Source organism: Clostridium sp. C8-1-8 (assembly GCF_009928445.1).
GTDB lineage: Bacteria > Bacillota > Clostridia > Clostridiales > Clostridiaceae > Clostridium_AR.
Genome location: NZ_JAABNO010000004.1, coordinates 285,535 through 300,683, shown reverse-complemented (window position 1 = coordinate 300,683; position 15,149 = coordinate 285,535). Strand labels below are relative to the sequence as shown.

Sequence of the window (15,149 nt, the reverse complement as noted above, 5' to 3'; positions counted from 1 at the left end):
AATTTTTAATGCTTATATATTTTATACCATATCTTCTCAAATAACACAACCTCTTTTTTATACTTTTTTATTATTTTTTTATAAATTCCTGATTATTATAATAAGTTTAATAGATAAAACCAACAATTAATTATTGAATTATCATTTAGCACTAGAATTTAATTGTTTACATCTCATTCATCATCCATATAAAAAAGTTTAATGCTCCAGCATATGCAACCCATAACATATACGGAACAAGTAAAATACTAGAAATTTTGTCTACCTTTATAAACTTTATAAAAGTTATTATAATAAAGATAAATAAAATTACCAATTCTATAAAGGCTAGTCCATAAAGTCTTAGTTTGAAAAATATCAATGGCCACAAGAAGTTAAGTATTAATTGAATAGAATAAAACAACAATGCATTATTAATATTTATACCTTGTTGCTTTAGTTCGTATACTCTATATGCAGCAATTGCCATGAGCAAATACAGTATTGTCCAAACTATTGGAAAAAGCCAAGAAGGCGGTGAAAATATTGGTTTAGCTAGATTCAAATATTGTTTTTCACTAGCTGAAGTAATAAACCCAATAACTATTCCCCCACCTAATGCCACCAAAATACTTATTAATAGGTCTCCAAAATTAAATTTTCCGTTCACTTTAAAAATATTCATAATATCCTCCCTTTAATTTATCACCTTATTTAAGATTACAGTGAAATTTGTATTTTATCCTTCAGAAAAATTATAGTAAGAATATTTTTGTTTTATTACACTATATATAAGAACTGAAATGTAATGAATAATAAATTTGCTTAAGAAACTTTTTTCAGCAAACTTTTTTGCGCAGCTACCTTTACAAATACATATGAGGAAAATATGACAGCCAATATAATTTTCCTTTTTTATTCTTTCTCCTACATCTATATTTAAGGCACCAACTAATATTTATCAACAGGCTATATCAAAATATAATCCCATAAAGAATAAGAAAATCACTGAAATAACAATTTCAGTGATTTTTGGCAAATACCTTTACAAACTCGTATTTTCAGACCCTATTAAAATTTTGTATTATTCTTGTACACAAAAAACTCCATTAGTTTAGCAAAACAGTGAATTTTAAAGGCAACTCGCCTACTTGACTGTTACATATTAGTTATATATATCTGAAAATTCTATATCAACCTTTTCTTTTAACTCATTAAATTTGTTATTTGTAAACATTTTATAGTCACACTTCTGATCTTTTATCCTATCAAATCTTATTGTAAACCTATTTCCATTTTCAAAGGTATCTAGCTTTATCTCTCCCCCTTGCAGTTCTACTAGCGCTTTTGATATAAATAAACCTAATCCACTGCCTTCTTTTCTACTATTTAGATCATATTGAGCTTTAGAAAATTTATCAAATATATAACTTTGCTCTTGTTCTGAAATTCTTTTAGAATCATTTAGTATGCATATACTCACGTCGCTATCACTACAACTTATAGAAACAAATATATATCCTCCAGCCCGTCCATATTTAACACTATTTGATAGTAGATTTAGGATAACTCTCTCAAGCAATTCCATATCGCAGTAAACATAAATCTCTTCTTCATCTGCATCAAAAGTAAGCTCCATCTTGAATCTATTAACATATTCCAAAGTAGATTGTGCTACATTTTCAACTAAATATACTATGTTATATATACTCATAGTCGGTGTTAAATACCCCTCAGATATTTTGTTTGTATCTATAAAGTTATTTATGGTCCTAATCAGCCTAAGACAGTTTCTCTTTATATTCTCACTGTTTTTCTCCAAGCCATCCTTCTTTTTCTCCTCTAGATACAAATCATTTAGCTGTAATGCAGAATATATTACATTTATAGGAGTTCTTAATTCATGAGATATATTAGTATAAAACTGTCTTTTTGTCTTTTCATCCTTAATATAATTATCCAACTCACTTTTTAGTGTTCTTACCTTGCCTATATCAGTTATATCTCTAATATCTACAACACATATTGAGTTATTAATACACTCTAATTTTAAGTCGTAAACCTTGCTACTTCCATTACTATTTTCAATAACAAAACTCAATTTATTGATTTCTTCATTATTATCTCGTCTAAGGGTACTAATATATTCAATAAAATCATCCAGATTTAGTTTCTCTATCTTCATCCGATCTTTATAAAGCAGTTTTAACAGCTTATCTGCTGAAGAGTTAACAAAACTAATCTCCCCATGCTCGAATATCAAAATCGAATCAGATATTGAGTTAATAAGCGTATTATATTTATTTTTGCTCATTTCCATCATTTTCTTCAACTCAATCTCTAAATCCATCCTTTTTTGAAGAATTGCTTTATAATGATTTTGATCTCTTTCCATTTGCCTTAACTCATCATACATCTCATTATAAGTACCTTGTATTAAAAACTTACTTATTCCTTCAAATAAAGTATAAAAAGCAAGATATTTAAAAATATGAGACATAAGTACAACATCATAATTGGTCTTGCTAAAGTTATAAAAATTTATCCTTGAGATGCTTTCATAAATCAATACAAGTATGGTGTAAATTATAATATATTTCTTAGCATCTCTTGATGTGTTTCTATTTTTTAATGTTATTGTTATGATTCCAATAAACATGAATATGATAACTATCCAATTAACTTTTATAAAAACACTTCTATTATAACTATTTATATCTGAATTTGTATAATAATATGAAGACATGAGAGTTAGGAATAATATAAAAGAAGATATTGCAAAGATAACACTGGATTTGACATAACTTATGGACCTCTTAGTAAAATATAAGGACATTAGTATAATTAAATACTCTAGATAATTCATTATGAAAGACATTATTAAAGTAAAGCTTATAATATCTTCATACTTCTTTCCACCACTGTATGAAAGAATATGTATTACATTGACTATACAAATAACTGAAAAATTTAATCCTATATAACTGAACAAATTATTCTTTCTTAGATTAAATCTATTCATAGAAAACATAGTAAGAGAAACTCCAAAGGTAGTACATAATATTTCAACAAACTGATGAAAAAACATGTAATCTCCGTTCTTTTCACATATAAGTATTATGATTAAAAGTATAGGAACAAACAGTTTCAGTACTATATTCTTAGATTTTACAATGCTATTGTCATACATACCTATATATACTCCCTCGCGAATTTAATTACTACTTTTGTCCCTTTATTATTAGAACTATCAATAAAAACTTGTCCACCTTGTAATTCTACCAAGTTCTTCACTACATAAAGACCTAGTCCAGAACTTTGATTGGTTGTTATGTTACTATTGTCTTTAGAATTAAACTTTGCAAAAGCTTCATTCATATATTCCTTGCTAATCCCTCTACCTTGATCTGATACCTCTATAAATACATTTGCTTCTGTACAATATATATCAACCTTTATCTCACCCTGATCAGAATATTTAATTGCATTGGATATTAAATTGAGTATTATCCTCTCAATAAAATTTCTATCACATAGTACATATATATCTTCTTCCTCAGTATCAAAAATAAGCTCTAAATTTTTATCTTTTGCATATTCAACTAATTGCTGGATAGTTTCTTCAATTATTTCTACAATATTATTTTTAACCATCTGAGGCTTCAAATACCCAAAGTCTATCTTTGAAGTATCTATTATATTGTTAGCAAGTCTTATGAGAGTCATACAGTTATCCTTATTTATAAGGTTGTATTTTTTTAAAGCTTCAATATCATCATTTTCCAATAGATATTTTGTAAGTTGAGTAGCACTATATATAACATTTATTGGAGTTTTTAAATCATGGGATATGGTAGACAAAAAAGTCCTTCGCATTTTCTCTTCTAACTTTTTTTGTTTTATCTTCTCTTCCATAGATTGCAGATTAAGCTTTTCCGTCACATCACTAAATACTAAAATAGACTCTTCTTCATTATTATTAACAGTAAATTCTCTTATTTCAAAGTGAGCTATCTTGCCACCAACCTCTGCAACTCCATCATAGTTTATACACTCATCTTCATATACGATTGTATCTTCATTAATATATATAAGAAACTTAATACTTTTATTTATAATGTTTCTTAAGCTTTTAATATTAAAAATCTTTAAAAACTGATTATTGGCAAGCATTACTCTGTTATTGGTTTTATTTATAATGGCCATAGGAAGCGGCATACTATCAAAAAGAACCTTATAGTCCCGCTCTCTTGTTTCTAGACTCTCTCTTATCTTTGCCATAGCAATGTTTTTCATATAGATTCTTTTATTAAACTGCTCAAGATTCATATTATGCCAATAGATATCATTGAATATAGTTTTATAAGGCTTATCTAAAAATTTATCTATAAAAGCTACACATATAATTAAATATGCACCAAATCTCAATAGGTTTGAAGGTAAGCAATCAATTTTACTAAAAAACACAAAATAATTTAACCGTATAATATAAGAAAAAAGTATCATATAGACGAATATATAAAAGTAATTAACTTTATTTTTAATTCTAATATGAATGTTATTATTTCTCACTATCGGAAGTAATATCATTACTAAATTGATCACTTGTATAGCAAACTTAACATGCCTAGTAGATAATCCAAGATCAATCATTATAGTATATAAACTAACAAAAGCTACCAGTGATAATAGATATATAAAGATTAAAGTTTTATGATTATAAGACCTGTTCATTGTATTCAAGGATAGATGTATATAGATACTTTCTGCTATACTGCTTATATCCACAATCTGCATTATAATATTGTACTGAGGGTAGTTACCCTGTGTTCCAGATATCTGTAAAGTTATATTCATAACGCTTAATAGTCCAATAACAAAGAATACAATATATGAAATCATTAAAAATCTAGAATTAGCAAATTTAGTTGTAGTATATAGAATAATCATAGATTCAAAACACAACATTGTAATAATTATATTAATTAAATAAATTGATATATTAGGATGTATGCTAAAAGTAATAAAGAATATTGTAGAAAGAACACAAAATACAACGAGTGCTTTTACAAACTTTTCTAAATTAAAGTATAAAAAATCTACTGTTTCATCATTTTCACTCATAATTAATACCTCCTACAGAATTATTTTATATTAATTATGGGAAAATAGGAATATAATTTCACAATTTAATAAATGGAGGTAAAAAATTGTTTAAAGATTTTAGAAATTTTGCTGTAAAAGGTAATGTATTAGACTTAGCAATAGGAGTTATAATAGGAGGTGCTTTCGGAAAGATAGTAACCTCCTTGGTAAATGATATAATTATGCCTATTTTAGGACTTGTTTTAGGTGGACTAAACTTCTCCTATTTAAAGTTAGTGATTAGAAAAGCCTCACCTGGCAATCCCGGGCTTACCATAAATTACGGTCAGTTTATTCAGGCTATAATTGATTTTTTAATTGTCTCCATTTCAATTTTTCTATTTATAAGATTGATAGAAAAGTTCAAGAAAAATAGTCCTGATGAGGAATTATTAATAAAAACTTCAAGAGAAGAAGAGCTCCTTACTGATATAAGAGATTTATTAAAGAATAAATTTTTCTCCTAATGCTAAGAACTTATTTACAAGATAGGTTTACTAACTCAACATTCCTTAATGAACCTATTAGTAACCTGGTTAAAAAAACACAAAAATATAAGCCATGCATATAAGGATATTAATTTTCCTTATTATGCATAGCTTTTATATAGTATCCAACAGCTCTTTTACATATATTTTTATTCTATAGGTCTATATTATTAATAAATTCTAGATATAATTTGTCATTTCTTATTTCTTCAAGTTCATCATCTTCATCAATATATTTTATGAAGCCTGGATAAAGCTCTACAGCCTTTATCAAGTCTTTAGCGGCCTCTTCTACCTTATTTAAAACAGATAAAAAACAGCTTCTATTATAATACAGAAATTCACACTGCTGATTATGGCTTATTCCTTCTGATAAAACTTCTATACCTGTTTCTACTTCTCCTCTTTCTTTATACAAGATTGCTAGATTTAGAAAAGAATAGGGATAGTGACTATTTAGTTTTATTGCTCTTCTGTAATAAGCTTTTGCCTTATCGTAGATATTGAGCCTAGAGTATATTACAGCCATGTTAAATGATGCCATATAATTCATCTTATCTATTTCTAAAGCCTTGCTAAACATCTTAAAGGCCAAATCATACTTACCTAACTCTTCATATATAGCTCCTAAATTAGTAAATCCCCAAAAATCGTAAGGATCTATTTCGGTAAACCTTATATAATAGTTTATCGCGGTTTCCTTATCTCCAAGGCTGTCATAAGCATTGGCTAAAAAGAAGCATGCTTTTCCGTACAACGGGTTAAGTTCAAGGGCCTTTTTATAATATTCTATTGCCTTATCATACTGCTCCATCTCATCATAGATAACACCTAACCCATAATAAGCTCTCTCCTCTAAGTTATCCTTTTCTATTATATCCTGGTATGAATTTATAGCCTCATCTTCCATACCTAACTCATCATATATAAGAGCTATATTAATCAATATTTCAATATCCTTGTAGTCCGACTGTCTACTTGCTTCCATATAATGATTAAGAGCTTTCAAAAGTTGACCTTTTTTATATGCTTTTTCTCCTAAGTCTACATAATCCATATAAATACCCACTTTTATTATTTTATACTAAATTTAATATACTTTCCCATCTTATATTTCCACAATATATATTTTTGCCTATCTAATTCACTTAAGTATTTAAAGAATACATCTAATGCATTCAAATTGTAAAGCCCCTTCATTAAGTGACGTGGATATCTCACAGTTTTAGTATAGTTATTTTTGGGGTCTATGATTACTACGGACATATCTTCTTGAACATATATATCCTTGCATCTTATGTCTATTCTAGTAAAGCTAAGCCTTGTAAATTCGTTTATCATATCAAGTAAGGATTTGCATATCTCTCCATTTAAACCATTATCCTTGATATACTTATCAAGTCTTTCACCACCAACATAATCCCTTATTATATATAACTCTCCACAACTATGTATATAGGGAAAAAACTTAGATCCCTTAACTCTTAGCAATATATCAATCTCTTCATCACAAACTTTTTTTTCTCTAAATATTTTAATTATCTTATTATCAGGAAGGCTATATACAATTCCGTTATGCCCTTCCCCCAAGTACTCGCTATGTTTAAATTGATTTTCTATCTCCTCTGTAAAATCAACACTATAATCCCAATTTCTGACCACACAACTCACATCCTATGATGAATTTTACTAATTTATACGTTTTTTTATTAGTAAATATGACTCATTGGCAAGCAGTATAACAGATATATTATTTTAAAATTAGGCTTAGTTAAAGTACTATGTTGAAATTAAGTGATCAGTCATCCAATGCTTTAATGAACTTCCGCTAATTGGTGTCTCATATAGCATCTCCTTCATAACCACTTAACTTCAACAATATTATTAAACATAGTCTAAAATTAAAAGCCAGTATAAAGAATCCCTATATCTAAACTTAGTTGAGTTAGGAACTCTTTATACTAGCCAATTTGTAAAATTCCTAATTATAACTTACTAGGAATTTTGTTAATTATATCATTGGTGCAGATGACGGGACTTGAACCCGTACGTATATACACGCGCTTCTGAGACGCGCCTGTCTGCCAGTTCCAGCACATCTGCATATATTACATGTTAATATATGGTACTAAGTTTATTCTAGTTCAATTATTTACTTATGTCAACATTTAGTCCTACCTATATTCACTTGCAGCTTTAACAAACTATCGCTTAATCATATATACGCAAAACTCTACTGAATGAAATATAATTATGAATTGCAATATACTCGATACAACATATACTGCTTGTATATTTTAAAATGCAAAAAAGAGAAGTATTTCTACTTCTCTTAAAAATTCATAAAATAACTCCAAAATACCGGTGCCCTGATTTTGACACCTATCTCTCGATAGGTGGGTGTTCTCACAATTATATCAATCGCCTAAGATGCCGTCTAAGGGTCTCACAAAAAGGTACATATCCATAATTAAATCTTGAACTCCCTTTGTTGTAATGTAGGTTCAAAATAAGAGCTTGTCGCATATCCTAGAACATATGAACTTATTTACACTTAGTTAAGCTTTTTGTGTTTTCTGCTTCTATAATGAATTATATACGATTCAGAAACAAATTTCAATAGTAAATTTATCAAGTCACAATAAGTTAAAAATTAATTAAATATTTAATAGTGAACTGAATTATTAACTACTGGAACTTTATTTTATAGCTAAATATTCATTATGTCAATATAATAAAAGCTATATTTCTATATGCAAATTCTTACATATTTTGCACTTATATTTTTAACTATTAATTATATTGAAGATCTGCTTCTAAGTAATACATTTAAAAAACTTACTATATGAATAAGTTTTATAATTATAATTTGTAAGGCTTTAGCCTTCATAAAAGAATCCTATAATAAAAGCATAGAAACTTAATATATTCTATACTTTCATTATAGGATTCCAAACTAAGCTTTAAATTAAGAAAACTTAGGCCCATATTTAACATTAACCTAAAAGTCCTAATTATTATATAAACTAAAGATCTTATATAATTTGCTTAATTTTAGAAATCCTATAATCTTAGCACTAAACATTTATAAAGTAAAAAACTTATTATTTACCCTTTATAAATTACCTAATTCAAATTAGTCATTTTTGTTAGTAACACCCTCAGACTTCTTATAAGCGTCAGCAAGAATATCTGTTGGTACTGCATAAGGATTACTAAATCCACGACTTATAGCAAGCTCACATAGTGCTGCATGACCATTCATAACTTGGCTTAAGCTTGAAGCGTACATTGCTCTTAGTTCTGGAGTTGAGCTTGTTAAAGCAGCATTAAGATATGCATTAGCAGAACACTTAGCAGCGCCAATCATATTGCTAAGTATAATCTCATCATTCATAACGGTATCTTTTAATCCCATGTTTTCTAGTAATGTTGACATCAATTTAATCACCTCTTCCTATCTTGTAACTTGGTTTTCATTAATAAATTGTTGAATTCCTCTTATTCTTCCCTCTGCAGCCAAAACAGCAGCTTCAGCTTGTTTCTTAATTTCATCATCATTTATAAATCCTTGTACTGCTCTAGCAACTGCTAAGCCATCTCTTTCGGCAGTTAGTAATCCAGATAAAGAAAGAACCTCAGCATCTGAAAGTTTTCTCATTATAGCACCTCCAAATAAATAAATTTCTATCCTATTTTCTGTATTAAATGAAATATTAAACATGTAAATAATTCCACAAACTTTTCATTCAATCACTAATTTCCTTAAGTTATTTAATTTATGTATAATAAAATCCAATTAAGCCAAACTATACGAACATAATATAATAAAAGGATGGTGAGTTATTATGGAGGAAGTTAAAGAAATAGATGCTAGAATTATAGATTACTTTAATGAAACTTCAGATGGTTCTATCATACAGCTTGATAAAGAAATTACGTTGTACTTTTTAAAAACTTTAGTAGGTTTTAGCGAAATAATCGATAAAATTCAGATTCCTTATATGAAAAATAAGGATACCTTTAACTTGTATATTCAAAATATGTCTACGAAAATAGATGATTCAAATATAAGCGAGATAGAATACTTAGTAAGTGGCTATGTAGTGGCTAAGATAAATAATACTTTAGTTGCTATGACAGGTTTTTCAAGTTCAAAATCTAGAGCTATAAGTACAGCTATAAGAGAATCAAGCTTTGAAGGAGGGCTAGAATCTTTTATCGAGAAAGTGGACACTAACATTAATCTAATAAGAAATCTTTATAAAACAGACGAGCTTATAGTAAAAATTCTAACCATCGGTAAAACTAATAAAAAAGAAGTGGCTTTACTTTATAACAAAGCTAATGTGGATACAGAATTATTAACTGAAATTAGAGATAAGATTTTAACCATTGAAGAAGGAACAGTTGGTGCACTAAATGAACTGCAGCAAATAATAATAAAGGGTCAGTTTATATTTCCGCGTCTTATAACTACTGAAAGACCTGATAGAGCAATTAATGCTATAGATAAGGGGAAAGTAGTCATTTTACTAGAAGGAACACCTGTAGCAGCTATCTCCCCTTCATCTTTTCATGAATACTTCACTACCGTTGATGATAAGTATTTGCTTCCAGTACCTTCGATTTTTTTAATATGCATAAGATATATAGCATTAGTTATTAGCATAGTACTTCCTTCGGCGTATGTTGCATTTGAAGCCTACAATCCCGAAGTATTTAGGGTTCAACTTGCCCTCTCCATAGCTGGTTCTAGAGCTGGAGTGCCTTACACCTCTTATATTGAAGTTACTTTCATGCTTTTAATGATGGAATTTCTTATAGAAGCAAGTTTAAGACTTCCAAAAACCATAGGTTCTACTGCCACTACTGTTGGTGGACTAATTTTAGGTCAGGCAGTTACTGAAGCAAGCTTAGCCAGCGAAGTTATGATAATAATAGTATCAGCAGTTGCCATATCAAATTTTGTTATACCAACAACCTCGATGAGTCTTTCTATAAGAGTTCTTAAATATTACATACTGTTTTTCACTGTCATAGGAGGAATGATTGGGTTTATTACAGGAATGATTACTACTATTTTTTATCTCACATCGTTAAATAGTCTGAAAAATCCATTTTTTGATCCAGCTAATATACCGTTAAGTAGAATAAAATCTATCTTTGGGAAAGTGCATTAATATGAGATCTAAATATTTTTATTATTATATAGTAGGACATATATTTATTAGCATGATAGTTTATTATCCCAATATACAAAGCAAAAATATTTATAACGGATTTATTTTTGCTATATTTATAGGCTATTCCATATCAATGTTCAACAGCTACTGTCTAATAAACTGTTATAACATTTTTGTGAAAAAAGATCTAATATTTATTACAAAAAAATTATTTAATAAGTACATAGGAACATTGATTGTATACTTACAAATAATTACTTCATTTGTAACTGGAATAGTTATATATATACCTCTAATCATAGTAATAGGAACTAATATTATGCCTCAAACCAATAGAATGTATATAGCTATGTTTATTCTTTTTATATATTACACAGCTTTCAAGAATTCTGAGAGATCAATATTATATTCCATAGGGTTATTTTCATTATTTTCAATTGTTCTGATTCCTGTAATATTCACTGTAATAATAAAAGGTTTAGATTCTAGATTTATAATAGGTACAATAACTCATTCATTAAAGTTTCCTTTTTTTAAAATGATAGTTTCCGCAGCATACTTTTTTAATGGAATAGAGAGTTTATCAGTATATAATACTGGTTTAGAGAAAAAGAGCTTCAAAGTGGCTTACCTAATATATGGTCTTATCGGAATACCACTATCCTTCTTACCAATTTTAGTACCGATAGGAGTCTGGGGTCCGAATGCAGTACAATCCCTAAGCTTTCCAATACTTGCAACAGCTGATACTGTATCACTAGATCTATTTATAATAGAAAGAACTCTCTTTCTAATGTTGCCTTTATATATTTCTTTACAGATATTAGGCTCAACCTCATACTTTTATGTAGCCAATAAGTTATTTAAAAACACGTTAAACTCATCAAAAGCTCGTGGGTTAGTTTACACAGTGGTTATATTATTCCTATTGGTACTTCCAACAATAGCTACAGATTTTGAAGCAATTCTTAATATAGGAACCATCTGGGGATATATTTGGTTTGCCATAATCTGCATTACTTGCCCAACCTTATATTATAAAAGTAAAAAGTGGGTGAAAAGTACTGAATGAAAAGATTATTTTTTTTACTATTATCATTTGTTTTTATATTGAATTGTTACGGATGTGACTATAAAGATATTGATAGGAGAATTTTTATAGTAGCTATCGGTATTGATTCTATCAATGAAAAAGGTGATGTGAAGTTAACCATAAAAGGTGCCATTCCATCAAATACAAAGGTTAAGAGCTCTGATTTGAACTACAAGCTAGTGGAAGTTGAAGCCGACTCTATAGGAGCTGCACTAAGGAAGGTAAAACAAAAATTGGCACTAGAGCCAGACTATAGTCATATGAAAATATTAATTTTGGGAAAAAGTTTTTTTAATCAATCTCAGGATAACCTAAGACATATTGCTGCATTTTTTATAACAAGAAGAGATTTTCAAAATCTTATGTGGGTTACAGCCGCCAATCCATCAGCTAAGGAAATCTTAGATACGCAGTCAGTTACAGAAACCTACGCTGGCGCTGATTTATTTCTAAGATTTGGTCAAGGAGTTGACTCCCCATATACCTATAAAAAAAAGCTTTCTGAGTTATACACTCAATTAAATACGCCAGGACTAACTACCTCAATGCCAGTTTTTGAATTACAGAACGATGGTATACAAGAAAACGAGTTAGCAATATTAAGTAAACATAACAGACTATCAATGCTTTTGAAAAATGAGCAGGTTAAGATGTTTAATATACTAGCAAACAACAAAACAAACTCTGCATTTATATACGTTCCTACAGATGGTAATAAAATACTAGGCTTTAACCTTAGGAGCAGTAATACAAAATACTCTTTTACTAAGCAATCAGACCTTACTATCTGTAACGTTAATGTCAAATTAAAACTCTTGGTAGAAGAAGGAACAGAATATAATATCGATAGACAGGAAGCTTTAGAAATAATAGAAAATGAACTTAAGTGTAAAATAACTTATTTACTTGAAAAGTTTAGATTTGAGAATGTAGACCCGCTAAATCTCCAGCTAAATTATTGGCAGTATAACCCTTCATATTCCTTATCTGATGAATGGCTTTCAGAAATATTACCTAAAGTTCAATTTAAAGTAAGTGTAACTGCAAGGTTCGAAGGAAAAAATGTAGCAAGATAATTTTCCCCCTTGAAACTCGCAGGTTTAAGATCTATAATTTCTCCATATTATATAACATAGGAGGTGTTACTTTATGACTAGTGAACATTTAGATAAACTTAAACCTATGGAATATGCTGATATAGAAGGACAACAATTAAAGCGTTTAAGAGATTTAGAAACAGAATTCAATGAAGAGTTTGGCACAGAATTTTATTTTATGGTAATGAAAAAAGGAAACAAATAAGACACTTCGGTGTCTTTTTTATTTCCCAAGAAATATTATCCTATTCACTTATTTCTTCTTTTATTTGCTTCTCTAATATTCCAAAGCTTAAGTCATCTTCAGAGCCACTAACCTTTAAAAATGACTTTGTAAGATCCTCAACGGTTGGTTCCAATACACCAAAGAATTGATCCATTGCAAATTCCCTCTTCTTGTCATCTTCATTATCTCCAAATACTATGTTTATCAACCCTTCAATCATCTGATCCATGCCCCACAACTTTAGATGAAGTAACTCATGCACCACTATCTCCTCAAGATTAGTACAAGTAGGATTGCTATTAATCAACACCACTGCTTTTCTGTTAGAGGTATCTATCTTTACATCACCAGATTTTCTCCAAGGCTTTTCAACAATCTTCAGGTACAAATCCCAATCCTCTAACCTCAAAATCTTTTGCCACTTAATCATAAGTTCTTCTGTGTTCTTAAAATCTACCACCATTTCAGTCTCTCCCATTTTAATTCTCCGTTTTATTTTAAAAAACATATCTATTTATACATTTTTTCGTTAATGTAATTATACAGTAAGATACTTAATATGTAAATTAATCCAAAACTCATTATTAAGTTGGGTCATTAAGTTCCTATACAATTATAAAACTTCAACTATTAATTTATGAATCCCCTAGGACTGCTACTTTTGAATAAGTGTAAATTATTTAGACAGATAAACGCTTTATAAAATCAACTCATATAAGTAAAACCAACAAGATTATAATTTCTTTATCATGCTACTCCCAGTAGCTTTACCTCAACTACCTTCCAATTGCCGTCAATTACTTTTAATCTTATTTTATACTCACGAGCAGCAATAGGTCCTCTCCATTTATAGCCTCTTATAATTATTCCATCTGGTATGTCAGCACTTACCTCTGTCATCATCAGTAAAACTCCATCTAATTTTAATTGCCCCATATCACTAGCTAAGCCAATTTGCTGCAGCTTGAAAAGAGAGGCATTTAACAGCTGTTTATTATATTTTTTGAAGTAATCAATAGCCTTTTCTCTTTCCTCATGAGTTGTATCAGTGAAATACACGGACTCCATATCTAGTATAATATTATTATGATGTGATAAGTCCTTATCCTCTGAGTACATTGCATCATAGGCCAAAATAAATGCATCTATGATTCTCGGATTAGTATTCCTCTGTGATATATCAGGTATGAAATAGCTTGTAGCAATAGTAATTGAGGTTATCAATGACATCAAAAGCTTCATTTAGTACACTTCCTTTACTTTTTTCAGTAAATCACTAAGTCATTAATCACCTATAGATATCATACTTAAAATATTGATTTACACATTCCCAATAATATTCAGAGGCTGAGATTATAATACATATATAAATTTAGTTATAATCATTGGTATCCATACGATATAACTTCTTCTGTTAGTGTTCTAAATAATAAAATATTTATCCAGAGCACTTAAACATTTACCTTTTTAATAATAGCTATATTAAAATGAAAACTACATAATTCTGCAATCCTAAGCTTCACTGCTTACTCTAATCAGCTATATAAAACTATTGGTATTTTTTCCAAACTACTTCGCATATATCCTAAAATATATTAATATATAAATGAGTAATTATCCTTTTGACATAAATAGAAAATTATTTAATGGAGGATATTTTAAATAAAAAACGTTATATCATTATCTTTATTCTAATATTATCAATAATCTTATTAACCTTGGGCTTAAGTAACATTAACTTGAATCCTGAAGTATCTTATAAAAATAAATCCTATGCAGGAGAAAATTAAAATTGGACTGTTTCTCTTGATGTATGGGATGGATTTCTAGACATTAAAATTGCACCTAAAAACTTAGTACTAGATAAAGACTCTAAAATTCAATGTAAGCTTAAAACCGCCTCTAAATATACAGGTTCAGGAACTATTTATTACG

The 15,149-nt window shown here is 28.8% G+C and carries 14 protein-coding genes, 1 tRNA gene and 1 other RNA gene; 5 read left to right on the top strand and 11 right to left on the bottom strand.

The genetic code is table 11. The features are described from left to right. Positions 1-166: 166 nt before the first annotated feature. From GXK57_RS06860 to GXK57_RS06850, 3 genes are all read right to left on the bottom strand, one after another. A complete protein-coding gene (locus GXK57_RS06860; RefSeq protein WP_160673437.1) occupies positions 167-664 on the bottom strand; it encodes a TspO/MBR family protein in 498 nt (165 codons plus the stop codon). Positions 665-1,144: 480 nt separating this feature from the next. Then, positions 1,145-3,169, bottom strand: coding sequence for an ATP-binding protein (locus GXK57_RS06855; RefSeq protein ID WP_160673434.1), 2,025 nt, complete (start codon positions 3,167-3,169; stop codon positions 1,145-1,147). Between the two features lie 2 nt (positions 3,170-3,171). Next, positions 3,172-5,103, bottom strand: a complete 1,932-nt coding sequence (locus GXK57_RS06850; protein WP_160673431.1) for a HAMP domain-containing sensor histidine kinase — start codon at positions 5,101-5,103, stop codon at positions 3,172-3,174. An 86-nt stretch (positions 5,104-5,189) separates the two neighbouring features. Here GXK57_RS06850 and mscL point away from each other — a divergent pair, with 86 nt between their 5' ends. Further along, positions 5,190-5,591: a large-conductance mechanosensitive channel protein MscL gene (mscL, locus tag GXK57_RS06845; protein ID WP_160673428.1), complete on the top strand. Its 402-nt coding sequence runs from the start codon at positions 5,190-5,192 to the stop codon at positions 5,589-5,591. A gap of 175 nt (positions 5,592-5,766) precedes the next feature. Here the strand turns inward: mscL and GXK57_RS06840 are convergent, their stop codons facing one another. The 6 genes from GXK57_RS06840 to GXK57_RS06815 form a co-directional block, all read right to left on the bottom strand. After that, a complete protein-coding gene (locus tag GXK57_RS06840; protein ID WP_160673425.1) occupies positions 5,767-6,669 on the bottom strand; it encodes a tetratricopeptide repeat protein in 903 nt (300 codons plus the stop codon). A gap of 17 nt (positions 6,670-6,686) precedes the next feature. After that, a complete protein-coding gene (locus tag GXK57_RS06835; protein WP_160673422.1) occupies positions 6,687-7,274 on the bottom strand; it encodes a protein kinase in 588 nt (195 codons plus the stop codon). A gap of 358 nt (positions 7,275-7,632) precedes the next feature. After that, positions 7,633-7,715 (bottom strand) — tRNA-Leu (locus GXK57_RS06830). 243 nt (positions 7,716-7,958) lie between these two features. Next, positions 7,959-8,151, bottom strand: a non-coding RNA gene (ssrS, locus tag GXK57_RS06825) — 6S RNA. A 597-nt stretch (positions 8,152-8,748) separates the two neighbouring features. Next, positions 8,749-9,051, bottom strand: a complete 303-nt coding sequence (locus GXK57_RS06820) for a spore coat protein (RefSeq protein ID WP_160673419.1) — start codon at positions 9,049-9,051, stop codon at positions 8,749-8,751. An 18-nt stretch (positions 9,052-9,069) separates the two neighbouring features. Beyond that, positions 9,070-9,273 (bottom strand): hypothetical protein, encoded by a 204-nt coding sequence (locus GXK57_RS06815; protein ID WP_160673416.1) that lies wholly within the window; start codon positions 9,271-9,273, stop codon positions 9,070-9,072. 187 nt (positions 9,274-9,460) lie between these two features. Here GXK57_RS06815 and GXK57_RS06810 point away from each other — a divergent pair, with 187 nt between their 5' ends. The 4 genes from GXK57_RS06810 (at position 9,461) to GXK57_RS06795 (ending at position 13,193) form a co-directional block, all read left to right on the top strand. Then, the gene (locus GXK57_RS06810) at positions 9,461-10,795 is read left to right on the top strand and encodes a spore germination protein (RefSeq protein WP_160673413.1); all 1,335 of its coding nucleotides are present in this window, start codon (positions 9,461-9,463) and stop codon (positions 10,793-10,795) included. Between the two features lies 1 nt (position 10,796). Further along, positions 10,797-11,870 (top strand): GerAB/ArcD/ProY family transporter, encoded by a 1,074-nt coding sequence (locus GXK57_RS06805; protein ID WP_160673410.1) that lies wholly within the window; start codon positions 10,797-10,799, stop codon positions 11,868-11,870. Further along, entirely contained in the window at positions 11,867-12,967 is a 1,101-nt protein-coding gene (locus GXK57_RS06800; RefSeq protein WP_160673407.1) for a Ger(x)C family spore germination C-terminal domain-containing protein, read from the top strand. The genes GXK57_RS06805 and GXK57_RS06800 overlap by 4 nt, the downstream gene beginning before the upstream one ends. Before the next feature lie 73 nt (positions 12,968-13,040). Beyond that, on the top strand, positions 13,041-13,193 hold the full coding sequence (locus GXK57_RS06795) for a polynucleotide phosphorylase (RefSeq protein WP_160673404.1): 153 nt from the start codon (positions 13,041-13,043) through the stop codon (positions 13,191-13,193). Positions 13,194-13,233: 40 nt separating this feature from the next. On the opposite strand, the gene GXK57_RS06790 is transcribed toward GXK57_RS06795, so the two are convergent. Then, the gene (locus GXK57_RS06790; RefSeq protein ID WP_243156381.1) at positions 13,234-13,692 is read right to left on the bottom strand and encodes a hypothetical protein; all 459 of its coding nucleotides are present in this window, start codon (positions 13,690-13,692) and stop codon (positions 13,234-13,236) included. Positions 13,693-13,961: 269 nt separating this feature from the next. Further along, positions 13,962-14,456, bottom strand: coding sequence for a hypothetical protein (locus tag GXK57_RS06785; RefSeq protein WP_160673401.1), 495 nt, complete (start codon positions 14,454-14,456; stop codon positions 13,962-13,964). Positions 14,457-15,149: the final 693 nt, after the last annotated feature.